The sequence below is a fragment of the Novosphingobium aeonii genome (genome assembly GCF_052279045.1).
Lineage (GTDB): Bacteria > Pseudomonadota > Alphaproteobacteria > Sphingomonadales > Sphingomonadaceae > Novosphingobium.
Genome location: NZ_CP176833.1, coordinates 266,094 through 289,456, shown reverse-complemented (window position 1 = coordinate 289,456; position 23,363 = coordinate 266,094). Strand labels below are relative to the sequence as shown.

The following is a 23,363-nucleotide window of genomic DNA, read 5'->3' as shown; positions in this document are numbered from 1 at the left end:
CCATGGACGAGCAAGCCGTCGAGGATATCGAGATCCACCTCCTGCTGGAGGCGCTGTACCGGCGCTACCACTACGACTTTCGCAACTATGCGCAGGCCTCGGTCAAGCGGCGGCTGCGGCAGGCGCGCGAACTGATGGGGCTGGAAACCTTCTCGGCGATGCAGGACCGCGTGCTGCACAATCCCGCCATGGTCCCGCGCCTGCTGGCCTTTCTCACCGTGCAGGTCAGCGAGCTGTTCCGCGATCCCGGCTACTTCCGCGCCCTGCGCGAAAAAGTGGTGCCGCACTTGCGGACCTATCCCTCGCTGAAAGTCTGGGTGGCGGGATGCAGCACGGGCGAGGAACTCCATTCGCTCGCCATCCTGTTTCGCGAGGAAGGGCTGGAGGAACGCACCCAGTTCTACGCGACCGACATCAACCCCGATGCGCTGGCCGCCGCCGCGCGCGGCTTCTACCCCCTGGACCGGATGGCCGCCTTTGCCGAGAACCACCGGCTCTCGGGCGCCGCCGCGCCGCTGACGGACTACTACACGCAAGGCCGGGACGGCGCCGCCTTCGATCCCGCGCTGCGCGAACGCGTGGTCTTCCACGACCACAGCCTCGTGACCGACGCGGTGTTCTCCGAGATGCACCTCGTGTCCTGCCGCAACGTCATGATCTACTTCGACCGCGCGCTTCAGGACCGGGCGGTGGGCCTGTTCCGGGATTCGCTGATCCGCAAGGGCTTCCTCGGCCTCGGCGCGAAGGAAAGCCTGCGCTTCTCCGCGCATGCCGAAGCCTTCCGCGATTTCGCGCGAGAGGAACGGATCTACCAGCGCCAGTAGCGGGGCCGGTGCAGGCCCCGCGGCCGTCAGTCCTGCAGGCTGCGCACGAAGAACTCGGACAAGCGCCGCGTCACATAGTCGATCGGGCCGGTGGAACGGCCCACGCTGTGCTCCCCGCCGGGCACCACCAGCAGGTCGAAGTCCTTGTCCGCCTTGATGAGCGCATCGGCGACCTGCATGGTCGAGGCGGGATCGACATTGCTGTCCTGCTCGCCCACGATCATGAACAGCTTGCCCTGCAGCCGCGCGGCATTGTCCACGCCGGAGGCATCGGCATAGCTCTTGTCCACCGGCCAGCCGAGCCATTGTTCGTTCCAGCTGATCTTGTCCATGCGGTTGTCGTAGCACCCCGCCATGGCGACGCCCGCCTTGTAGAAATCGCCATGGAACAGCAGCGCGTTGAGCGTGCTCTGCCCGCCCGCCGAGGCACCGTAGATGCCGACGCGGCCGATGTCGTAGGCGGGGTCCTTCGCGGCCAGCGCCTTGTGCCACAGGATGCGGTCGGGGAAGCCGGAATCCTGGAGGTTCTTCCACGCCACGTCCTGGAACGCCTTGGACCGGTTGGCCGTGCCCATGCCGTCGATCTGGACGACGATGAAGCCGAGATCGGCCAGCGCCTGCATCCCGATCACCTTGTCGCCGCCCGAATGATAGCCGAAGGGCCAGAAGCTCTTGGGCACGAAGCTGTCGTGCGGCCCGGCGTAGATGTTCTCGATCACCGGGTACTTCTTCGCCGGATCGTAATCGCGCGGGCGCACGACGAGGCCCCAGATGTCGGTCTTGCCGTCACGCCCCTTGGCGGTGAAGACTTCCGGCGCGCGGAACCCGGCAGCGGTCAGGCGGCTGATGTCGCCCTTGGCGATCGTCTGCACCAGCGCGCCGTCCGCCGTGCGGTGAAGTTCGCTGACATTGGGCAGGTCCACGCGCGAATAGGTATCGACGAAGAACTGCATGTCGGGCGAGAAGCTGACGGTGTGGTCCGCACGCTCGGGGGTGAGCGGCGTCAGGTTCCGGCCATCGAAATCGATGCTGTAGTAATGGCGGAAATAGGGGTCTTCGCCCGCATTCATGCCGCTGGCGACGAACCAGATCCGGCGCTTTTCGTCATCGACCCTGACGACCTCGCGCACCACCCACTGGCCGGTGGTGATGCGGTTCTTCACTTTGCCGGTGCGCCCGTCGATCAGGTAGAGATGGTTCCAGCCGTCGCGCTCGGAAGCCCAGACGATCTCGTTGCCCAGCCCCTTCACATCGTGGGAATAGCGGCGATCGGCATAGACGAAGGTCTTCGCGTCCTCGGTGACGGCGGCATGGGCCGCGCCGCTGGCGGCATCGACCGAGACGATCCGCGCCTGCCCGAAGCCGCGCCGCACATAATCGAATTCCACGCTCCTGCCGTCTGCCCGCCAGCGCGGGCCGGACAGTTCGTAGGCGTTGGGGAACAGCGCCGGGTCCACCACGGTCTGGCGCCTATCGGCAACGTCGAACAGCACCGGCTGCTCCTGATCCACGGCATCGCCGGGCTTGGGATAGAGCTGGGTCCGCAGGCCCGGCTGCCCCTTGCCCTCCGGCGCCGCCTCGACCCGAAGGACATGGCGCGCGTAGCCGGGGCGAACGCGGTAGATCATCAGGTGGCGGCTGTCGGGCGACCAGGCGATGGTTTCGGGATCGTAGAAATTGCCCGCCGATCCGTCCGTGCTCAGGCGGACGGCCTGCGTGGTGCCCGCGGCGCGCAGCACAAGGTTGTCGTCCTCCACCGTGGCTTCCCACTTGCCGTCGGGTGAAAGTCGCGGGTGATTGTCCGCCGGAATGGAAAGATCGCGCACGACGCCGAAGCCGCGCGGACGGCGCGGGTCTTCCTGCTTCCCGCAGACATAGTCCGCCAGCGTGCAGCGCCAGCCGTCCTCGTCGAGCCAGAACTGGATGGTCTGGCGGTCTCCGGCATAGTCGAAATCGGCAAACGGCAGGCGCAGCGCCTGCACCGGGCGGCCCAGCGCCGCCGTCAATGCGGCGGCAAGGCGCTGCTGGTCGAAGGCGGGGCTGCGCGCAAGCGTGCGGGCGTCCACGGTTTCGAAGGCGAAGCCGCCCTCCACCGTTTTGCGATAGGAGAAGGCGGCGCCGTCCGGCGTCCAGTGCGCGGGCCAGGCCACGTCGCGGGTGAGGTACTGCCAGTTCTCGCGCAGGGCGATGGAGCGGTCGATATCGGCGCGTCCGGGCGCCGCCAAGGCGCCGGCGGACGACAGGATCGCGGCGCAAACCGCGGCAATTCCGATGAAACGCGGAGCGCGGGCAAGAGACGACATCTGGCGGAAAACCTCGTATGCGATGGGAGCGCAAAGCAGAAAATACGATCGTATACGATATTACGCTAGCGCTGCAAGGCGCGATTTCCGCTTGCGCCATGGTTCTCCCGCGAAATCGATTGCGCTGCCGCCGAACACGCAAACTGTCGAAAAACCGTCATCCGCCCTATCGACATTGCCCGCCGGATCGGCATTTTGGGCGGCAGCGGATCGATCCGATCCAGACCTCTGTCCGGCCGACCGGCCAAGGAGCTTCGATGACCTCCCTCACCTTCCGTTTCCCGCGCAAGTCGCTGCGCACGCTGGCGCTTGGCGCGCTGCTTTCGGCATCCACCGCCGCCCTGGCCGCGCCGGCGCCGAAGTTCGACGTCGCCCGCATCTCGAACGACATCAAGACGCTTTCCAGCGACGATTTCGAGGGACGCGGCCCGGCCACCCCCGGCGAGAAGAAGACCATCGACTACATCGCCGCGCAGATGAAGGCCGCCGGGCTCCAGCCTGCCGGAGACAAGGGTTCCTGGTTCCAGAGCGTGCCGCTGCGCATGTCGAACATCGTCGGCACGCCCAACCTTGCGATGACCATCGGCAGCGCCGCCACCCCGCTTTCGCAAGGTGAACAGATCGCCGTGCGCGCCGCCGAAACCGGCCAGTCCTCGGTCGCCTTCAAGGACCTGCCGCTGGTCTTCGTCGGCTACGGGGTGAAGGCCCCCGAACGCGGCTGGGACGATTTCAAGGGCGTCGATCTCAAGGGCAAGATCATGGTCGTGCTCGTCAACGACCCCGATTTCGAGGGCGGCGAAGGCGATTTCGGCGGCAAGCTGATGACCTATTACGGCCGCTGGACCTACAAGTACGAGGAAGCCGCCCGCCAGGGCGCCGCGGGCGTGCTGGTCGTCCATGAAAGCGCGCCTGCCTCCTACGGCTGGGCCACCGTGAAGAACTCCAACACCAACACCATGTTCGACATCGTGCGCGCCGATCCCAGGGCCGCGCACACGCAGATGGAAGGCTGGATCCAGAAGGATCTCGCCGCGCAGCTCCTCAAGGCTTCGGGCATCGATTTCGAAGCGGCCAAGGCCGCCGCGCGCAAGAAGGACTTCCAGCCGATCCCGCTCAAGGCGACGATGAGCGCCGACTATGCGGTCAAGTCGGACATCATCACGTCCTACAACGTGGCGGGTCTCGTGCGTGGTTCGAAGTACCCGGACGAGACGGTGATCTATTCGGCCCACTGGGATCACCTCGGCGTCGGCCTGCCCGATGCGAAGGGCGACCGCATCTACAACGGCGCGCTCGACAACGCCTCCGGCACCGCCGCCCTGCTCGAACTCGCCCGCAGCTATGCCGGCGGCCCGCCGCCGCAGCGTTCGGTACTGTTCCTGGCCGTGACGGCCGAGGAAAAGGGCCTGCTCGGCTCGGAATTCTATGCCGACAACCCGCTGCGCCCGCTGGCCACCACCGCCGGGGTCATCAACATGGACGGCCCCTTCGCAATCGAAAAGACCACGGACTTCAGCATCTCCGGCGCGGCCAAGCTCGATCTGCTGACCATGCTGACCGAGGAAGGCGGCAAGCTGGGCCGGCACTACACCCCGGACTCGCGGCCGGAAGCGGGCAGCTTCTACCGGTCGGACCACTTCCCGATGGCCAAGCGCGGCGTTCCCGCCATTTCCTACGATGCGGGCAACGAACTGGTGAACGGCGGCGCGGCGCGCGGCAAGGAACTGGCCGACATCTACACGCGCGATCGCTATCACCAGCCCGCCGACGAGTACGACGCCAGCTGGAACACCAGCAGCTGGGTCGGCGACATGACGCTGCTCTACAACCTCGGCAATCGCCTTGCGAACGGCCATGTCTGGCCGAACTGGTCGCAGGACAGCGAATTCCGCGCCACCCGCGACGCCACGGCCGCCCAGCGTCCCTGAGGCAAACCGGACGCCCCCGGCCGCCGATACGGCGGGCCGGGGGCGGTCCTCGCAAGTATGTCCAAAGGCGTCAGGGCTGCATCAGCATCCGGCTAACCCCATGGCGCAGGCGCGGCAGCCGCTGCGCCGCCCGCAAGGCCACATGGCGCGCCGCCTTCGCCGCGGGATGCTCCGCCGTATAGAGCCCGACGATGGCGTTCGTCCCGGCATAGATCGGGCGGCTGGCGAAACGGTGCGCCGCCTCGTAGCGGCGCAGCAGCCAGGGCGAGCCGATGTCGCGGCCATAGCGCGCCGCATCGGCCACCAGCCCGCCCAGCCGCAGCGCCCCGGCCAGCCCCAGGTTGAAGCCATGCGCCGTCACCGGATGCATGCCCACGGCGGCATCGCCGATCAGCGCGGCACGCTCCGCCGCGAAATGGCGCGCATAAGTCGTCGCCAGCGGATAGACTCCGGGGCCCGCCATTCCCGGCTGGGGCACCACCGTCATCCGCCCCAGCCGCGACTGGAAGCGCCGGGTGATCTCGGCCCCCAGCGCCTCGGCGTCCAGCGCGGCGAGCGCCTCGATCCCGGCCGCATCCAGCGTCAGCACCGCCGAGGACATCCGCCCGCGAAGCGGCAGCATGGCGATGGTCTGGCCATAGTCGAACCACTCGGTGGCAATCCCTTCATGGTCGCGTTCATGGGCGACACGGCAGACCATCATCGCGCGTCCGGTGCGGTTCACTTCCGCCGCGATGCCGAGCTGTTCGCGCACCGCCGAGAACCGCGAATCCGCCGCGACCAGCAGGCGCGCCTCCAGCCTGCGGCCATCCGCGAGTTCGACCACGGCCCCCTCCCGCGAGGCCCGCGCCGAAGACACCGCCGCGCCGGCCAGCAGGTCCACCCCCGGCTGCGCGTGAGTGACCGCGAACAGCGCGCGGCGGATCAGGTGATTGGGCACGAGCTGGCCGAGCCGGTCCTCCCCCGTGCCGCCGGTATCGAAGGCCAGCGCAAAGGGAGAGCCTGCGTTCAGCACGCGGGCTTCGCGCAAGGGCGAGATTTCGGCCGGATCGATCGCCTGCCATGCCCCCAGCGCCTTGAGCGAGGCTTCCGAACGGTGCGTGAGGGCGATCTCGCGCCCGTCGCATCCCGGTTCGGCAAGCACCGTGCGCGGCTGCCGTTCGACCAGCGCCAGCTTCAGCCCGGTCCCGGCGAGCGAGCGGGCAAAGGCAAGCCCCGCCGGCCCGCCGCCAACCACGATCACGTCATATCTCGTCATGCGAATTTCCGAGCCATTCGAAAGGGGTTGATGGCTTCCCATGGCAGGCGGACGAGAGGCGCGAAATGACCCGCGTCAATCTCCGCCTGCGATGGGCGCATCCGTTCAGCCGCACTTGCTGAAGCCGCACTGCGTGCAGGTGAGGCAGCCCTCCTGCATGTGCGCGGCCGGTTGCCTGCAGTTGGGGCACTCCTCCCCCTCGCCCGCCCCCGAAGCGGGGGCCGAAGCGGGGGCCAAAGCGGGGGCACCCTCCTCCTGCCCCTGCGCATGTTCGCGCAGGATGCGGCCGATCAGGGCGATCAGGCTGGGCGCGTAGCTGCCCTTGGTATCGTGATCGAGCGCCACGAAAGCCCCGCCCTTGGCCGAGTGGACCCTTTCCAGTTCCTCGAAGATGAAGCGCGCGTCGCCCCGGCGGCAGACGGCGGAAAGCGTGCGGGTCAGCGCCGCCATCGTCTCGAAGTTCTCCGCCGAACTGGTGTTGATGAAGATCTCGAAGGGAATGCGCCGACCATCCTGGGCAACATAGTCGTTGATCGTCAGATAGTAGTTCTCGCCGTCCACCGGCCATTTGATCTTGATGGTCTTGCCGGGCAGCACTTGCGGGCGAGCGGGCACGGGCGTGTCGCCCGGAAAGGCGGGCTTCGCCGGTTCAAGCTGCCCGGCTTCCCGCTTCGGTTCCGCCGACGATTCCGCCACGGGTTCCGACAGGACCGAACCGCGCACCCCGCTGGGCCGGTAAGTGGTGCAGCCCTTCATCCCGCTTTCCCAGGCGGTGAGGTAGACCGCCCTGAACGCATCGTAGGACATGTCGGCCGGGCAGTTGATGGTCTTGGAAATCGCCGCGTCGATCCACTTCTGCGCCGCCGCCGCAACCGCAATGTGATCCTCCACCGAAAGCTCAAGCGCGGTCACCATATAGGGCGGCAGCGACGCTGCCGGATCGAATTCCGACAGGCGGCTGTAGAGATACCAGCCATAGTCCTCGACCGCGAAGCTCTCGGTCTTCTGCTCGGTCGCGGTCTGCTCAACCACGACGGCGCGGTTGTAGCGCCAGGAGAAGCTGGGCTCGATGCCGGAACTGACATTGCCGTAGAAGATGCTGGTCGTGCCCGTGGGCGCGATCGTCAGCAGCACGCCGTTGCGGATGCCGTGCTTCGCGATGGCCTTGCGGATGTCCTGCGGCAGACGGTCCAGCATCGGCGCGCGCCCGAACGCCTCCGCGTCATAGGCAGGGAAGCTGCCACGCTCGCGCGCCAGTTCGATCGAGGCGCGATAGGCCTCGGCCGCCATGAACGCGCAAATCTCCTCCACCATCGGCACCGCATCGCGGCCATAGGGCAGGCGCAATTGCTGGAGCAGGTTGCCCAGCCCCGTGAAGCCAAGGCCGACACGGCGCTTGTCCTGCGCTTCGAGCCGCTGTTCCTCGGTCGGGAAAGGCGAGGTTTCCAACACGTTGTCGAGGAACCGCACGCCGATCCGCACGGTCTCCTTCAGCCGTTCCCAGTCGACCCGCGCCGCATCGCCGAAAGGTTCGAGCACCATGTTCGCAAGGTTCACATGGCCCAGATCGCAGTCGCCATTGGGGGGCAGCGGCTGCTCCCCGCAAGGGTTCGTGGCCGAGATCGTCTCGCAATAGGAGAGGTTGTTCAGCCGGTTCACCCGGTCGATGAAGACCACGCCCGGTTCGGCATATTCGTAAGTCGTGCGGGTGATGAGGTCGAACAGGTCCGCCGCCCTGATCCGCCGGTAGACGTACCAGGGCCGGCCGTCGCGCTCGGTCACCGCAACATGGGCGCCATCGGCGCGCGGCACGTGGAAGCCCAGGTCCCAGTCGGCATCGGCGTCCAGTGCGGCCATGAAATCGTCCGTCACCGCGACCGAGACGTTGAAGTTCCTGAGCACGTCCTTGCGGGTTTTCGCCTCGGTGAAGGCGATCACGTCAGGGTGCCAGATGGGCAGCATCGCCATCATCGCCCCGCGCCGCGATCCGCTGGAGCGGATGGTGACGCACATGCCGTCCCACATCACCATGAACGGGATCACGCCCGAAGAGACCGAATTGGTCCGCCCCACCACGGCCCCGTCGGGCCGGATGGTGCCGAAATCCATGCCGATGCCGCCGCCCTGCTGCTGGGTGAAGGCCGCGACCTTGAGCGCGTCCATGATCCCGGCGCCGGGCAGGTCCGGCTCGGTATCCATCGAATCCTGGATCGTGGGGCTGACGAAGCAGTTGATCCACGTCACCCGCTTGCCGGTGCCCGCACCCGCGAAGATGCGCCCGCCGGGCACCCAGTCCCGCGCCTCCAGCGCCGCGAGCGCCTGAGCCGCGTGCGCGCCGTCGTCCTTCGCATAGACGCCCGCCACCACGCGCCGGAACGTGTCCGAGGGGCTCTGCTCGTCGGCGTGCCGGTACTTCTCCTTCCAGACGTGGAGGGTGACGGGCTGGTCGAGCGGACCGGGCGAATTCGAGATCGACATGATGGTTCCTTGCCGGATGGATCAATACGGGAGGTGCGCGTCATCACGGGCCGAAACCTGGATAACGACCGGATGGGCATTCTGGTTGTCGGAGCGGACGGAAAGACCGGCGGCGGTTCGCGCACGCCGGCTTTGCAGGCTCAGCGGCGGTTCTGACGCGCCGGTTCGCGGGGCGACGGCGGCCTGCCGGAGGCGCGCGGACACAGGGCGCCGAAGCGCCTGTTGCGATCGTTCATGAGGTAATCTCCGTGGCATCCGCGAACCGGACACCGATGGGATTCAGGATACTACCCGGTCTTTGAAATTCAACCCCGACCCGAAATTATCATCCGGCGATCGCCAACTCGCCCTGCCTTTCGCGGGCCAGCAGCGGCGGCAGGGCAAAGCGGACGAGCGCCCCGGCACCGGGCGCGGTAACGAAAGTGAGCGCGGGGGCATAAGCGATCTCGAACAGCAGCGCGCCCAGCACTTCGCCATCGGAGGCGCCCCCCGGGAAACGTCCGAGCAGATAGGCGCCGAGCCTGCGCCACTGCGCGCGCACGATCTCCTCCTGCCGCCGGAGCGAGGCCGAACCCATCGGCGCGACCCGCGCATGTTCGAGCACGGTGAGCGACCATCCGCCGCTTTTCGAGCGTTCATCCGCCCATTCGGCCAGCACATCGACCACCGCGTCCAGCGTTTCGGCGCGATCGAGGCGCTTCAGCAGCTTGCCGAGGTTCTCCTCGGACTCGGTTTCAAGCACGGCAAGGAAGATCGCCTCCTTGCCCTCGAAGTTGGAATAGACCGCGCCCTTGCTGTAGCCGGCGGCTTCGGCGATCCGGTCCACCGAAGTTACCGCATAGCCATCGCGCCGGAACAGGTCGCGCGCGGATTTCAACAGCCGCAGGCGTGTCAACGCCTGGCTTTCACTTCGCGTCAGACGCGTCATTGCCCACTTCTCCTGTCGTGCCGCCCTTTGGGCGTGCATTATCCGCATACCCTATAGTACGCGGAAAGGAGAAATGCACCGGGAGAGATCGGCGTCGTGCGCGCCGCTATCTCGCCGCCGCCAGCGGGGTCGCCTCGACCGCAGCGGCGCTGGCCGCACCGAAACGGGCTTCCCACGCCGCCAGGTCGGCACGGTACTGCTCGTAGCTGTTGTAGAATTCCGTGAACGGCGCTTCCGCTTTCGCAAGGCCGGAAGGCGCGAAGGCATCGAGCTGGCCCGCCGGCACGTTTTCGAGATCGACCGTCAGCGCCAGCGCCGCATTGCAGAGCGCAGGCACCACCGGGGGCAGGGCGAAGAAGTTGTAGACCTGGGTCTGGTACGCCTCGCGTTCGCGCACGCCCTTGGCGCCGAAGCGGGTGCGGTACTCCTTGTCCAGCGTCTTGTTCGCGGCCGCCAGCGCCTTGGCATGGCGTTTCTGGAAATCGGCATAGCCCGGCAGGATCGGCGCATATTGCGCGCCCATGCAGTTGAGCGCCGCGACATTGTAGGCGGAGCGCAGGTTCCACACGGCCTGCGCGGGCGAAACCCCGGTGTTGACGGTATGGCGCAGGCCGTCCGCCGCCAGCGCGGGGATCACCATGTTGGGCGCGGCGCCTACCGGAGGCATCGGCCGGGGCGGGATCACCACGACCGGCGGCGGCGGCGGCGGTGCCTCGACGATCTTCGCCGGGCCGCAACTGGCCACGCCGCCCAACAGCGCCAGCGCCAGCAGCCGCAGCCCGCGCGCGGGGCCCCGAACCGAAAGGGCCTTCGCCGCGAACAACCCGCCCGCAAGCAGGCTTGCGCCATGGGCGTGCCGCTCACGCCCCTCGTCACCTAGCGTGCCGAAATCTTCCCCGGAATGACCGACGGCCGAGATCATCTTGGACACCATCCCCCACTTGCATGCGCTGATCCGATAACACGCAGCCAGCCGGAACCGGCCCGGTCTGCACGTTCGCGCAGCCTAGTTCGGCTTACCTTACGGCTGGCTTACAAGACGGCCATCAGCAGGCGCGGAGGGATGCGCGGCCTGAGCGGAGAGGGGGAATTTCCTGCCGCGGAGCATGAAGGTCATGCTCCGCGGCAGGGAACCGATCAGACCAGTTCGCCGAGCGCGGCTGCGTCGAAGCCCTTGAGCTTTTCGCCTTCGCCGTCACGCACCTTGGCCACCCAGTCGGGATCGCTGATGAGCGCGCGGCCCACCGCGATCAGGTCGAATTCGTCGCGCTCCATACGCTCGACCAGATCGCCGAGGCCGGTCGATTGCGAGCTTTCGCCGCCGAAGGCCGCCAGGAACTCCCCCGAGAGCCCCACCGAACCGACGCTGATCGTGGTCGCACCGGTCAGCTTCTTGGCCCAGCCCGCGAAATTGAGGCCCTTTTCACCGTCGATTTCGGCGAATTCGGGCTCCCAGAAACGGCGCTGCGAGCAGTGCAGGACATCGACACCGGCATCGACCAGGGGCTGCAGCCAATCGGCCATCGCCTCGGGCGTTTCGGCCAGACGGGCGCGGTAGTCCTGCTGCTTCCACTGGCTGAGGCGCAGGATGATCGGATAGCCGGGGCCAACCGCCTCGCGGACCGCCGAAACCACTTCGCCCGCGAACCGCGAACGTTCGCGGATGGTCGCGCCGCCGTAGCGGTCCGTCCGCTCGTTCGTACCGGCCCAGAAGAACTGGTCGATCAGATAGCCGTGCGCGCCGTGAATCTCGACGGTATCGAAGCCGAGGCGCTTGGCATCGGCGGCGGCGCGGGCGAAGGCGGCAACGGTATCGGCTATGGCTTCCTCGCTCATCGCCTCTCCGCGCGGCTGGCCGGGGGCGAGCAGGCCTGAGGGGCTTTCCACCGGCACGCCGGGGTCCCAGCCGTCCGGCCCGACGGTCGATCCGGTGTGCCAGATCTGCGGGCCCATCCTGCCGCCGGCGGCGTGGACGGCGCCGATAACCTGTTCCCAGCCGGCCAGCGCCTCATCGCCGTGGAACAGCGGAATGCCCGCCATGTTGCGCGACGCGGGCCGATCGACGACCGTGCCTTCCGAGAGGATCAGGCCGACACCGCCCTCGGCACGGCGCTGGTAATAGGCCGCCTGCGGGGCGCCGGGAATACCCTCGGGCGCGAAGCCGCGCGTCATCGGCGCCATGACGATGCGGTTGGGCAGCGAGAGCGAACCGATGGTGATCGGGCGGAACAGGGTTTCGGTGGCGGATGCCGACATGCTCGAAAAGTCTCCGTTGAAGCAGGTGGCCATTAGGTATAATCTGGAAACCTAGCGTCAATGAGGCACCTTTGATAGCCTAGGTATACTGGAGGATACCGCTTGCCCGAATGCCAGCACTTCGACATCAACTGCCCGAGCCGCCTGCTGTTCGACCAGATCGCCGACAAGTGGTCGATGATGGTCCTCACCGTGCTGGACCCGGGCCCGATGCGGTTCAACTCGATCAAGCGCCATCTTGAAGGCGTGACGCAGAAAGCGCTCACCCAGTGCCTGCGCAAGCTGGAGCGCAACGGCCTGCTTTCGCGCCGGGTGATCCCGACATCGCCGGTGGGTGTGGAGTACGAGATCACCGGGCTCGGCCGCTCGCTCCACGCGCCGTTCAAGACGCTGTACCGCTGGACCGTGGATAATTTCGACGAAGTCGAAGCGGCGCGCCAGGCGTTCGACCGGCGCGCCGCCTGAAGCCGATCACTCGGCCGGCGCGCCCGTGAATGCGGCATCCGTTTCGGCCGCATCTTCGCCCTTGCCGGAAGCCGGGGCCTTTTCCGCCTCGTAAGTCCCGCCGAACACGCGGGCGGAGAACCAGTCCATCTGCACGTTGATCTGGAACAGGCGGTGGCGCAGTTCGCGGAAGTTGTGCGGCTCACGCGGGGCAAGGTAGAGCGCGGTATCCACCCCGAGCGCCGAGAGAGCGCGGTAATACATCACCGATTGCGCCGAGGGTACGCGTTCGTCCTGCGCACCGGCCAGGATCAGCGTGGGCGTTGTCACCTTGTCGACGGCGGCGAGCGGCGAATAGTCCTGATAGAGATCACGCCGGGCGGTAGTGCCGTAAGGCGGCGTCACGAACCACTCCTTGCGCTGCCAGCGCGTGTCCGAGCCGAGATACATCGATGGCCAGTCCACCGCGCCCGCGCCGACAACCGCCGCCTTGAAACGGTCGGTGACCGTCTCCAACCGGGCGGTCATGTGGCCGCCCGCGCTCCAGCCCATCATGCCGAGCCGGTCGGGATCGGCCATGCCGCGCCGCACGAGTTCGTCGACGCCGGACAGCACGTCCTTGTCGGCATGGCGGAAGTAGCCCGCATTCATGCCCTGGAGGAACGTGTCGCCGTAGCCGGTGCCGCCGCGATAGTTGACGCTGAGCACGAGCACCCCGCGCGCCGCCAGCAGCGGCAGGAAACGGCCATAGGCGAAGACGTTGAACTGGTCCGCAGAGCGCGGACCGCCGTGGCTCTGCACGATCATGGGATAGGCATGGCCGGGCACATAGTCGAGCGGGTAGGTCACCAGCCCTTCCAGTGCCTGTCCGTCCGGCGCGGTCCAGTGGATCGCTTCCTGCCGGGGCAGGCGGTAGCGCTCGGCGATGCCGTCGTTGAGGTGCGTGACGCGAACCGGGCGCGGGCTGCGCGGGTCCAGCCGCAGCACTTCCTCGGGCTGGAGCGCGCTGCGTTCGGTATAAGTCAGCATCCGCCCGTCGCGGGAAAGTGCGATGGAGGATATCACGCTGTCCCCGCCCGCCAGCTTGCGCCAGCGGCCACCGGCGGCCGGCACCGCGTATAGCCCGGTGCGCACGCCTTCCTGCGCGGTGAAGTAGATCGAGCGGCTGTCGGCGGACCACAGCGCCTCCTCGATCGCCCAGGGCGGACCATCGGCGAGTTCGCGGATTTTCCCGGTGGCGAGGTCCACCACGAAAAGATTGGCGTTGAACGTACCGTAATGCCCGTCGCGCGCATTGGCGCGGAACAGCGCGGAGCGGCCATCCGGCGCAAGGCGCGCGCCCATTTCCTGGTAATCGTTGTCGGTCAACCGGCGATCCGCGCCGTTACCCTTATCGCCGTTCACGCGGACCCACAGTTCCGAGGCGGCCTGATCGTCGAGCAGCCGCGAGGTGGCGCGCCGGTAGAGCAGGACGCCGCCATCGGCGGAAATATCAAAGCCGCGCACCTCGAAGTCTCCGGAGACGATCTTCTCGGCCTTGCCGGTGGCGAGATCGGCCTTCCACAATGCGCGGCGGGCGCCGGGGGATTCGAAGGCGACCATGTCGTCGCGCTCCTTCTTGCGCGCCGCCAGTTCCTTGCCGTCGGGAAGGTTCGCCAGGAAATAGATCGACTTGCCGTCGCCCGACCAGACCAGATCGGCAGGGGCGGTGCGCAGCGTGGTCAGCTTGCGTGCTTCGCCGCCATCGGCGGGAAGCAGGTAGATCTGGCTCGCCTTGTCCTCGTCCCGGCGGTCCACGAAGGCGATCGTGCGCCCATCGGGCGACCAGGCGGCATCGGTTCCGCCGTCCGCCAGCATCCGGCGCGGCTTGCCCGACGCGGTATCGACGCTCCACAGCTCCGTCACCGCGTGGTTCTTCTTCCAGTCCGCCTGCGACACCCGGTAGAGGATCGAGGAACCGTCGTTCGCGGGAAGCGAACTGCCTGCCCGCGCGATGCTCAGCAGGTCCACCGCCCCCATCGTGGCGCGCGCGCGCACGGCGGCATCCTCTCCGGCGAAGGCCGGAACGGCGGGCAGGGCAGGCGCCAGCGCGGCGGCCAGAAGCAGGGAACGGAACATTCGGGAAGCGGCGACCATGAGCATCTCGCGTCAAAATGGCCCGGCGGCACGCAGGCACCGCCGGGAGGGGGATGGACTTTGAAAATGTGCGGGGGGAGAGAAACCGCCCCTCCCCCGCGCCGGGCTCAGAACTGGAACTGGGCTCCGAGCGTGAAGGAACGGCCGGTCACGCCATAGACCGAGTTGTAGTTGTACTGGCTGCCGCTTTCGGTGCCGTCCGGAAGGAACGGTCCGTACTTGTTGAACACGTTGCGGACCGAGCCGAAGATCCGCAGGTTCGGGTTGGCCAGCGGCGGCGTGATGCGGAAGCTCAGGTCATGGCGCCAGTAGGCCGGCACATTGAGGAACAGCGGATCGGTGATCCCTGCCGCCGCGAAGCTGGCCGCCGCCTCGTTGCTGTCCACGGCCTTGCCGATGTAGACCGTGGTCCACTTCAGCATGAAGCGCTTGGAATTCCAGGCGAGGCTGGCCTTGGCGCTGTCCTTCGAGGTGCCGACTTCGCCCAGCCAGTTTTCCGACGACTGGCTGGCGATGCCCTGGTACTTCGTGCCCAGTTCCAGCCGGTGGTTGTAGTTGAGCGAGAACTGGATGTTGCCGGGGATGACTTCCGGGCGGAACTGGTACGCCACCGCCATGTCGATGCCGCGGGCGCGCAGTTCGTCGAGATTCTCCTGCTGGTTCACCAGGCGGGTGATCTGACCCTCGGCATCGCGGGTGATCGCATCGCAGAAGCGGTTGCCGTAGCCTTCCGCATCCGAATAGCATTCGAGCATCTGGTTGGTGTTCGACAGCGCCGAAATCGCATCCTTCACCCGGATGTCGTAATAGTCCACGCTGGCCTGGAAACCGGGAAGGAAGCCGGGGTTCACCACCACGCCGGCGGTGAAGGTATAGGCGGTCTCTTCCTTGAGATCGGCATTGCCCGCATTGGGCGCGTTCACGCTGGTGCTGTCCTGCCTGAACACGCCGTCGGCCGCGATGGCTGCGGCAATCCCGGCGTTGCTGCGGCAGTTGTCGGCAACCGTTCCTGCGGTGGCGGCGGTAACGCCGCTGCAGATATCGACCACGGTGTCGTAATCGTCACGCGGCGGCGAATAGAGCTCCGTCGTGTCCGGCGCGCGCTGGGCGCGGCTGAACGTGGAGCGCAGGTTCATGCCGCGAACCGGTTCCCACTGCGCGCCTGCCCGGTAGCTCAGCGTGGTGCCGACCCCGGAGAGGTTGTAGCGCGCCACGCGCACCGCCCCGTCGAGGCTGAGGCGATAGATCAGCGGAATGTCGCGCAGCAGCGGCACATTCGCCTCGGCATAGGCTTCGCCGACCTTCACCGTTCCCGCATATTCGGGGATATAGGCGAAGTTGCTGTAGCCGCTCGCGGTCAGTTCGTCGGTATGGGTCTCGGTATGGTCGCGGCGCAGCTCGAAGCCGGTGGCGATCTGGACCGGACCGGCGGGCAGTTCGAACAGCGTGCCCGTGAGGTTGCCGCTGAGCGTGTGCTGGCTGTTGATCGACTGATACCAGACATTGCCGCGAATATAGTCGACGGCGGCATCGCTGATCGAGCCGATGCCGAACATGTTGAGCGGCACGCAGCCGTCCGCCCGTGCGGCCTCGTCGGCGCAGACGATCGAACCGTCGCTCAGCCGGGTCGCGTTGAGGGCGTACTGGACGTGCTGGTAATTGACGCCGTTGGTCCGGGTCTGGTTCTGTTCGAAGCGGCCGAAGCCGTAAGTCACGTCCCAGTTCCAGTTGCCGAAGACGGTGCCCTCGAACCCGGCCCAGGTCCGCCAGGTCTCGCGCTTGTTGTCGATCGCCATCTGGCCCACCTCGGTAAGGCGGCGGCGGAAATCGATCCCGGAACTGGTCGAGGCGGCGGCGATCACGTCCGGCACGAACGGATTGGTGCGGGACAGACGGCCCAGCGTGAACTCGTCGTTGACGCCGTAGCTGGACGAGTTGGACAGGTAATAGGGTTCGCGAAGCGAATTGGTGGTGATCCGCGAATAGAGCACCGTCGCCTTGAACTTGAGGCTGTCGCTGAATTCGTAGCCGATCTTGCCGGCCGCGCTGATGCTCTCGCGCGGGACGATGAGCGTGCCGTTGGTGCGGGAATCGTAGCCGTTCTCGGCCGTCACGAAACCCGACTGAAGGCCGTTCTCGTCATAATAATAGGCGCCGCGGCTGCTGAGGAAGCGTCCGCCCGGCGTGTAGCTGCTGAGCGCGGGCGAGGAGACCGTGTTGCTGGTGGCATCGTAGCTGACCGATTCCAGTGCCCAGTCGCGATCCCTTGCGCTGAGGGCGTACTGCTTCTCGTAAGTCCCGGTGGCCATCAGATAAAGCCGGTCGTCAAGGAACTTGCCGCCTGCGGCGAGCGAGTATTCCGTGCCGTCGCCGCCGCCGTCGTTCGTGGCGGTGCCCGCTGCCCTTCCCTTGATGCCGATCAGGTTGTTGTCGGTCATGATGTTGACGACACCGGCGATCGCGTCGGACCCGTAGACGGCCGAAGCACCGCCCGTGCTGACATCGATCCGGTCCACCAGAAAGGTCGGGATCGTGCTGAGGCTCACCGCGTTCGAATTGCCGACGTTGGACACGGTGCGATGACCGTCGATCAGCGTAAGCGTGCGGTTCTGGCCGAGGCCGCGCAGGCTGACGGTCGAAAGGCCGTTGGTCTGCGTGGAGGTCTGGCCTGCCGAAAGGTTGAGGCCCTGATCCACGCCGGGAATGTCCTGCAGGGCTTCGGCAAGGTCGCGGTAGCCGTGCTCGGAGATGTCCTCCTTCTGGAGCGCCACCACGGGGATCGGGGAATCGAACTCGGTGCGCCGGATGCGCGAGCCGGTCACGACCAGTTCGGTCATTTCGGGTTCGTCGCCTCCGGTATCGGCCGCCGGCTGCGCCTGCGAAGCCGGTACTGGAGACACCGGAGCACGGCGGACCACGAAGACGCCCGACGCGCCCTGCTCCGCCGTCAGCCCGGTGCCGCGCAGCAGCTGGCCCAGCGCGGCGCGGGCGGTGAAGCTGCCCTTGAGTGCAGGCACCGTGCGGTTCGCCACCGAAGCGCCGTCAAAGATGACCTGCTGCCGCGCCGCCGAAGCGAAGCTGCGCAGGGCGCTGCCCAGGCTCTGCGACGGAATGTCGAGATCGAAGCGCTGTTCCTCGGCAAAGGCCGGAACCGCCTGCGCCATCAATATCGCTGCAACGGCGCTGCCCGCACCCCAGCGGGATGCAGCAAGAAATTTCCCCATGTTTTGCGACCCCTGTTTGATTGATTGTTGCCGCAGGGTGAGACGCGCGGTGCCGCCGGAGGGACAGCGCTTTGCCGGAAACTTTTTTCAGTCCCGGGCGTTAGCCGCCGCTTTTTCCTTCCCCGATCCTGCCTTTTCAGCGCCGCTCGATCTTCCAGCCGTCGCCCTCGGCGCTGACCTCGATCGGATAGAGCGCGGTGACGCCGTCAAGGAACGCGCGCGCATCGCCCGCCCGGAACACCCCGTTGACGACGATCGCCCCGGTCTGCGCATCGGCCAGCGCGATCGGCTGGCGCGAATAGCGGTTCACGCGTTCCACCGCGCTGGCCAGCGTCGTGTTCTCGAAGACCAGTTCGCCGTCCTGCCACGCCTGCCCCGCGCCGATCTGGAACGGCGCAACGCGCGGTGCCTCGACACCCTGTGCCAGTGCAACCATCTCGTTGCCGGGCGTGAGCTGCGGTTCGGACGCAAGGCGGCGCGGCCGGAACTGCTCGCTTGGCGCCATGCCGCGCCCCGCGGTGCGATTGACGACGGCCACGTGCCCCTCGAAGAGCTGGACGTGAACGTCCCTGCCCAGCAGTTCGACGGAGAACGACGTGCCGGTGGCCACGACGATGCGGTTGCCCGCCGTCACGGTGAAGGGCCGCAGCGGGTCCTTGGCAACGTTGAACCTCGCGCGGCCGCGCACCAGCACGAGCGAACGCCGGTAATGCCCCAGATCCACGTCCACGGTGGAATCGCCGTCGAGGGCAAGCTGCGATCCGTCGTCGAGCAGGACCGTGCGCCGCTCCCCGATGCTGGTGGCATAGCGCTGCGAATGATCGCCCCACACCGACAGGACGCCGAGGAAGGCCAGCAGCAGCGAGGCCGCCAGCGCGACCGCGAACAGCGACTTGCGCACTTCGCCGCGCCGCCGCCCGCTGTCGGTGCGGTCCTCGTAGTCGCAAAGCGCGGCAGTGCGCAGGCTGATGATGTCGGGCTCTTCGCCCAGACCGTCCAGCGTGCGCGACATCCGCGCCATGTCGGCGAAGGCATCGGCATTGTCCGGCACCGCCAGCCAAGCGTCGAACTGCGCCTGGTCGGCCTCGCTCATCGAGCCGTCAGTGAGGGAAAGATACCAGGACGCGGCCTCTTCGGCGCGCGGATCGACGGTATCGGTGATGACGGAATCCTTCATTTTACGTCTCCCATCCGGGAGGCGAGCAAGGCCATGGCCTTGGCGATCTGCTGCTTGACCGCGCTTTTCGAGATGCCGTAGCGCTCGGCGATGGTGTCCTGGCTGAGCTGCTCGAACTTGTAGAGCACGAACATCGTCCGCGTGCGCTCCGGCAGCGCCTCCAGCGCGCGGACCAGTTGCTCCACTCCCTGCCGTCCGCTCGCGATCGCATGGGGATCGACAAACTCGACGTCGCGGCGCTCCTCCGCTTCCACGAAATGGCGATAACGCTCGCGCACGCGGTAGCGGCGGTGCCGGTCGGCCAGCAGGTTCACGGCGATCTGGAACACGAAGGCGTCGGGGTGGTCGACGCCGGAATCGTGCCGCAGCATCCGCTCGAAAACCTCCTGCGTGAGGTCCTCGGCTTCCGCGCGATCCCCGATACGGCGCGAAAAGAACGACATCAGGACACGCCGCCAGCGCCGGTCGAATTCTCCGATGTCATTGCGTGCCTGCACCCGCACGGCGATCTCCTTACCAGCGCCCCTCCTTACCGGCGGCAAGTCGTCAGCACCGGGTAAGACGCGCGAACGCCGCCTAGGGACAGGAGACAACCGGCGCAATGCCCTCCGAATTGCCGCTGCCGGAGTGCCCTATCGCGGATGCCGCGCGGCAAGCGCGATACCGGCGAGATTTTGCCCGCGCCTGATCCAGCGGACCCTGGCCGGCGCCCCTTTTGCCGCCAGCGCCCGGAATGCGGCGGCATGTGCGCCATCGGCCTGCCCGGTCCTGAGAACCGCATCGGCCCGCCGCACCACTTCCCGCGAATCCCCGATCAGCTCGACCTCGGCCTCACCCGAAGCCTGCGCCAGTTCCAGCGCGCGGATCAGCGCCAGCCATTCGGCATCCTCATTGCCGCCCTGCCCGAGATCGGTGAACAGGTGCGCGGTGCCGCGCATCACCACGGCCACCTCGATCGGGCCGGGATTGGGGCGGCAACCGCCATCGAAGAAGACTTTCAACCTGCGCCGGGACATGAGCCCCTCATAGATCGCGAGTCCCGAAAGACAATCTTCGGGCACCGCCTCCGGCGTAGGCTCCAGTACCCGCCTCGGGCTCAGGCTCGGTCCAGGTAGAGCGCGCGCAGCCTTTCGATCTGCGCCGGGCCAAGCCCCATCTCGTCGGCAAGATAGCCCTCGGCCCCGCCGCGATGGGCATCGAGCGCGCCGAACGCCGCCTCGATATAGGCACGGTCGGCTTTCATGAAGGCGCCCAGCACTTCGGGCCGCAGGCGCGACCAGGGCTGGCCGTCCAGCGCGCCGCCCTTTCCGGCCGAGGCGGCAAGCGCGGCCGGGAGATAGCGATTGGTGAGCAGGTAGTCCTCGATCACCGTCTCGCGCGGGACGCCCAGCGCGGTGAGCAGCAGCGCGGCGGCAACGCCCGTGCGGTCCTTGCCTGCTGAACAGTTGAACGCCAGCGGGGCATGGCCCGCCAGAAGCTGCGCGAACATGCGCTTGTACTGGGGCGCGAACGTGCGAAGCATCGTCGGATAGCTCGCGGTCATCATCGCGCGGGCCGATTCCGGCGTCATGTGGGCCATGTCCTTCGGCATCAGGCCAATGGCCATGCCGTCGTAATCGTCAGCGAAGACGGTCGGCCCGGAGGCGGCATCGGCGCCCCAGGGCGCGGGCTCGGCCGCGCGCTCGGCATGGTCGCGAAAATCGCAGACCACGCGCAGCCCCCGCGCGTCAAGCGAGGCGAGATCGCTTGCGGTCAGCCCTGCCATCGAGCCGGAGCGGAACAGCATGCCCCACTTCACCGTGCGGCCGTCGGCAGTACGATAGCCGCCGAGGTCGCGGAAATTGCGCCCGCCTTCCAGCGGCAGCAGCCGCTGGTGTCCGGGAGCCTGCGAACCGGCCGAGGCGGTGGGAGCCTGCGCCTCCGCGCGCCAGGCGACCAGCGCCGGCGTGCAAAGCGCGAGCATCGATGCGCCGAAAACGGCGATCCGGCGGATTTTCATGTCCATTTCCCTTCCCGCCCGATCAGAACTGCACGGTGCTCGAAATGCCGTAAGTGCGCGGCTCGTTGTAGATGCCGTACTGGCCGATCGCCGAGCTGTAGCTGCGCAGGTAGGTATAGGCCTTGTTGAACAGGTTGCGCGACCAGACCGACAGTTCCATCTTCGCGCCGATGCCCGGCATCTCGATCTCGCTCAGCGCCACCCGGCCGTTGACAAGGAAGGCGCTCTGGCTGCGGGTGGGATCGTTGACCTGCGCATACTGCTTCGACGAATAGTTCGCATCGAGGTGGAAGCGCAGCGTCGCGTCGCCCAGTTCGGTTTGATAATCGAACGCGCCGCTCGCCGCATGTTTCGGGGTGAACACCGGATAGACCGCCATCAGCGGATTCCCGGTAACGAAGGGGTTCGGCGCTTCCGGCAAACGCATGTCGGTATAAGTATAGCTGCCCGAGAGCGTCAGCCCCGTCATCGGCATGACGGTCAGTTCCGCCTCCACACCCTTCGAACGGCCTTGCCCTTCGGCATTGGTGGTCTCGGTGGTCGTGCGGTTGCTGCTGGCGACCGGGGCGTAGAAGTCGATCTGCACATCCTTGTAGGCCGCCGTCCACGCCGCAAGGTTAAGCCGGACGTGGCGATCGAGGAATTCGGTCTTGGCGCCCACTTCGAAACTGGAAACGCTTTCCGGCTTGAACGCGCGATAGGTCAGAGAGCGCGAATTGGCGCCGCCCGCCTTGTAGCCGGTGCTCCACTTTCCATAGACGTGGATGTCGTCGGCAAGATCGTAGGCGAGGTTGATGGTCGGATCGAACCGGTCCCAGCTCTCGTCGAGCAGGTAGGCGGTGGCAACGCCGTTGACCTTGTCGAGCGAGCCCGACTTCTTGTCATGCGTATAGCGCCCGCCCAGCATCAGGTGCGCCTTGTCGTTCAGGAAATGCGGGCTCCAGGTCGCCTGCCCGAACACGCCGATGCTGTCGGTATCTGCACGGCTGGCGCGGTCCGGGAACGCGCTCGACGCCACGGGATCGGGCAGCACGGTATAACCGGTGCCGTCGGCGTTCCACTTGTTGGTGTTCGGCGTCCAGGCGTCGTCCCGGACGTGCTCGTGATAGTAGAAGCCGCCCGCCACGAAATCGACTTCGGGCAGCGTGCCGATGACCTGCACTTCCTGGCTGTACTGGTGCTGCCAGACATTCGCGAGGCTGTAGCGGCTGAAATTGGCGTTGGGCGCGAAGACCGTGATGTTGGTCATGCCGTTGTCGAGCTGGGTCTGGGTCAGCTCGCGATAGGAACTGATCGACTTGACCTCGATGGCCTCGGAAAGGTTCCAGTCGAGCGTCACCATGTGGCCATGGGTCTTGCCCGTGCTCCAGGCCTGCGGCACGCCGATGTTCGCCTCCGACGCGCGATCCGGCTGAAGCTGGATCAGCGGCGCGCGGGCATAGGAACCGCCCGAAAGAAGCTGGACGTAATAAGGCGTCGTCCGGTCCTGAGAAATGTCGAAGCTGTAGAGCGCACTGAAGCTGCTGCTCGGCTGCCACAGTGCCGCGGCGTGGAGACCGCGCTTGTTGTAGGCATTGAAATCGTGCGCGCCGGCCAGCGGATTGTCGACCGTGCCGTCACGCCTGGTGATCAGCGCGTCGAGCTTGACGGAGATATTGGCCACGGCGGGCAGGTCCAGATGGGCGCTGGCCTCGCGGGCGCCGTAATTGCCGATCCCGGCGGTGGCGCGCAAGCCCCATTCGCCGCTCGGCTTCCTGGTCACGATGCTGATCGCGCCACCTTCCGTATTGCGCCCGAACAGCGAGCCCTGCGGCCCCTTGAGCACTTCGATCCGCTCGACATCGTAGAGCGCCGATCCCAGCCCCTGCGCGCGGCCGAGGAACACACCGTCGATATAGACGCCCACGCCCTGGTCGCGGCTCGGCTGGTTTGCGTCGCCCATCGTGCCGATACCGCGCATGCCGACCGTGAGCGCCGAGGAACGGCTGAACATCGGCGCGACGCGCAGGCTCGGAATCGAACCGTCCATCAGCGATTCCAGCGAAACGACGTGGCGGTTGCGCAAGTCTTCCGTGTTCATCACCGCGATCGAGATCGGCGTGGTCTGGAGGCTGGTCTCACGCTTCTGCGCGGTGACGACGATGTCGGAAAGCCCGGGTCCGGCCTCCGCCGCCGCGCTTTCGGCAGCGACGGCAGCTTCGGCTGCCTGCGCGGAACCTGCCGCCAGCATGGCGCCAAGCGCACTGCCGGTCAGTACGGCGGAACGGAAAGAACGTGAAAAGCGAAAGGACATGGATCGAACCCCAGCAATGATGTCGGGGCGTCGGCTAGAACGTCTGTATGTCAACCTTGTTACGCTTGTATCGAATACTCACGGGACAGGCTGTCATAAAACCGTCTCAAAAATA

Annotated in this window: 16 protein-coding genes; 3 read left to right on the top strand and 13 right to left on the bottom strand. The window is 66.8% G+C overall.

From position 1 onward, the window contains the following. Positions 1-2: 2 nt before the first annotated feature. Entirely contained in the window at positions 3-824 is an 822-nt protein-coding gene (locus ACLIMP_RS17075) for a CheR family methyltransferase (protein ID WP_443478625.1), read from the top strand. A 26-nt stretch (positions 825-850) separates the two neighbouring features. On the opposite strand, the gene ACLIMP_RS17070 is transcribed toward ACLIMP_RS17075, so the two are convergent. Then, entirely contained in the window at positions 851-3,127 is a 2,277-nt protein-coding gene (locus ACLIMP_RS17070; protein WP_132469673.1) for a DPP IV N-terminal domain-containing protein, read from the bottom strand. Between the two features lie 257 nt (positions 3,128-3,384). Between ACLIMP_RS17070 and ACLIMP_RS17065 the strand changes: the two genes are divergently transcribed. Further along, positions 3,385-5,055 carry a M28 family metallopeptidase gene (locus ACLIMP_RS17065; RefSeq protein ID WP_443478624.1) on the top strand — a complete coding sequence of 557 codons (1,671 nt, stop codon included), beginning with the start codon at positions 3,385-3,387 and terminating at the stop codon, positions 5,053-5,055. A gap of 70 nt (positions 5,056-5,125) precedes the next feature. Here ACLIMP_RS17065 and ubiM read toward each other — a convergent pair whose 3' ends face one another. From ubiM to ACLIMP_RS17040, 5 genes are all read right to left on the bottom strand, one after another. Beyond that, the gene (ubiM, locus tag ACLIMP_RS17060) at positions 5,126-6,313 is read right to left on the bottom strand and encodes a 5-demethoxyubiquinol-8 5-hydroxylase UbiM (RefSeq protein WP_443478623.1); all 1,188 of its coding nucleotides are present in this window, start codon (positions 6,311-6,313) and stop codon (positions 5,126-5,128) included. 105 nt (positions 6,314-6,418) lie between these two features. Further along, positions 6,419-8,791 (bottom strand): adenosylcobalamin-dependent ribonucleoside-diphosphate reductase, encoded by a 2,373-nt coding sequence (locus ACLIMP_RS17055; RefSeq protein WP_443478622.1) that lies wholly within the window; start codon positions 8,789-8,791, stop codon positions 6,419-6,421. Positions 8,792-9,116: 325 nt separating this feature from the next. After that, on the bottom strand, positions 9,117-9,719 hold the full coding sequence (locus tag ACLIMP_RS17050) for a TetR/AcrR family transcriptional regulator (RefSeq protein ID WP_443478621.1): 603 nt from the start codon (positions 9,717-9,719) through the stop codon (positions 9,117-9,119). Positions 9,720-9,825: 106 nt separating this feature from the next. Beyond that, positions 9,826-10,641, bottom strand: coding sequence for a hypothetical protein (locus ACLIMP_RS17045; RefSeq protein WP_443478620.1), 816 nt, complete (start codon positions 10,639-10,641; stop codon positions 9,826-9,828). 215 nt (positions 10,642-10,856) lie between these two features. Further along, entirely contained in the window at positions 10,857-11,975 is a 1,119-nt protein-coding gene (locus ACLIMP_RS17040) for an NADH:flavin oxidoreductase (RefSeq protein ID WP_443478619.1), read from the bottom strand. Between the two features lie 102 nt (positions 11,976-12,077). On the opposite strand from ACLIMP_RS17040, the gene ACLIMP_RS17035 reads away from it, so the two are divergent. Beyond that, on the top strand, positions 12,078-12,440 hold the full coding sequence (locus tag ACLIMP_RS17035; protein WP_132469677.1) for a winged helix-turn-helix transcriptional regulator: 363 nt from the start codon (positions 12,078-12,080) through the stop codon (positions 12,438-12,440). 6 nt (positions 12,441-12,446) lie between these two features. On the opposite strand, the gene ACLIMP_RS17030 is transcribed toward ACLIMP_RS17035, so the two are convergent. From ACLIMP_RS17030 to ACLIMP_RS17000, 7 genes are all read right to left on the bottom strand, one after another. Beyond that, positions 12,447-14,555, bottom strand: coding sequence for an alpha/beta hydrolase family protein (locus ACLIMP_RS17030; RefSeq protein ID WP_443478618.1), 2,109 nt, complete (start codon positions 14,553-14,555; stop codon positions 12,447-12,449). Positions 14,556-14,662: 107 nt separating this feature from the next. Beyond that, positions 14,663-17,779 carry a TonB-dependent receptor domain-containing protein gene (locus tag ACLIMP_RS17025; RefSeq protein ID WP_443478617.1) on the bottom strand — a complete coding sequence of 1,039 codons (3,117 nt, stop codon included), beginning with the start codon at positions 17,777-17,779 and terminating at the stop codon, positions 14,663-14,665. A gap of 136 nt (positions 17,780-17,915) precedes the next feature. Further along, the gene (locus ACLIMP_RS17020) at positions 17,916-18,956 is read right to left on the bottom strand and encodes a FecR family protein (protein ID WP_443478616.1); all 1,041 of its coding nucleotides are present in this window, start codon (positions 18,954-18,956) and stop codon (positions 17,916-17,918) included. Further along, positions 18,953-19,459: an RNA polymerase sigma factor gene (locus ACLIMP_RS17015; RefSeq protein WP_292636631.1), complete on the bottom strand. Its 507-nt coding sequence runs from the start codon at positions 19,457-19,459 to the stop codon at positions 18,953-18,955. Before ACLIMP_RS17015 ends, ACLIMP_RS17020 begins: the two co-directional genes overlap by 4 nt. Positions 19,460-19,588: 129 nt before the next feature. Further along, complete coding sequence (locus ACLIMP_RS17010) at positions 19,589-19,972, bottom strand: ribonuclease HI (RefSeq protein WP_443478615.1); 384 nt, start codon at positions 19,970-19,972, stop codon at positions 19,589-19,591. An 80-nt stretch (positions 19,973-20,052) separates the two neighbouring features. Continuing rightward, positions 20,053-20,955: a tyrosine-protein phosphatase gene (locus ACLIMP_RS17005; RefSeq protein ID WP_443478614.1), complete on the bottom strand. Its 903-nt coding sequence runs from the start codon at positions 20,953-20,955 to the stop codon at positions 20,053-20,055. A 22-nt stretch (positions 20,956-20,977) separates the two neighbouring features. Continuing rightward, positions 20,978-23,248 (bottom strand): TonB-dependent receptor, encoded by a 2,271-nt coding sequence (locus tag ACLIMP_RS17000; RefSeq protein WP_443478613.1) that lies wholly within the window; start codon positions 23,246-23,248, stop codon positions 20,978-20,980. Positions 23,249-23,363: the final 115 nt, after the last annotated feature.

Coding starts and splice junctions, on each gene's coding strand:
- ACLIMP_RS17005 (WP_443478614.1), bottom strand. CDS start 20,955: ATGAAAATCCGCCGGATCGCCGTTTTCGGCGCATCGATGCTCGCGCTT.
- ACLIMP_RS17010 (WP_443478615.1), bottom strand. CDS start 19,972: ATGTCCCGGCGCAGGTTGAAAGTCTTCTTCGATGGCGGTTGCCGCCCC.
- ACLIMP_RS17075 (WP_443478625.1), top strand. CDS start 3: ATGGACGAGCAAGCCGTCGAGGATATCGAGATCCACCTCCTGCTGGAG.
- ACLIMP_RS17070 (WP_132469673.1), bottom strand. CDS start 3,127: ATGTCGTCTCTTGCCCGCGCTCCGCGTTTCATCGGAATTGCCGCGGTT.
- ACLIMP_RS17030 (WP_443478618.1), bottom strand. CDS start 14,555: ATGGTCGCCGCTTCCCGAATGTTCCGTTCCCTGCTTCTGGCCGCCGCG.
- ACLIMP_RS17065 (WP_443478624.1), top strand. CDS start 3,385: ATGACCTCCCTCACCTTCCGTTTCCCGCGCAAGTCGCTGCGCACGCTG.
- ACLIMP_RS17040 (WP_443478619.1), bottom strand. CDS start 11,975: ATGTCGGCATCCGCCACCGAAACCCTGTTCCGCCCGATCACCATCGGT.
- ACLIMP_RS17000 (WP_443478613.1), bottom strand. CDS start 23,248: ATGTCCTTTCGCTTTTCACGTTCTTTCCGTTCCGCCGTACTGACCGGC.
- ACLIMP_RS17045 (WP_443478620.1), bottom strand. CDS start 10,641: ATGATCTCGGCCGTCGGTCATTCCGGGGAAGATTTCGGCACGCTAGGT.
- ACLIMP_RS17020 (WP_443478616.1), bottom strand. CDS start 18,956: ATGAAGGATTCCGTCATCACCGATACCGTCGATCCGCGCGCCGAAGAG.
- ACLIMP_RS17050 (WP_443478621.1), bottom strand. CDS start 9,719: ATGACGCGTCTGACGCGAAGTGAAAGCCAGGCGTTGACACGCCTGCGG.
- ACLIMP_RS17025 (WP_443478617.1), bottom strand. CDS start 17,779: ATGGGGAAATTTCTTGCTGCATCCCGCTGGGGTGCGGGCAGCGCCGTT.
- ubiM (WP_443478623.1), bottom strand. CDS start 6,313: ATGACGAGATATGACGTGATCGTGGTTGGCGGCGGGCCGGCGGGGCTT.
- ACLIMP_RS17055 (WP_443478622.1), bottom strand. CDS start 8,791: ATGTCGATCTCGAATTCGCCCGGTCCGCTCGACCAGCCCGTCACCCTC.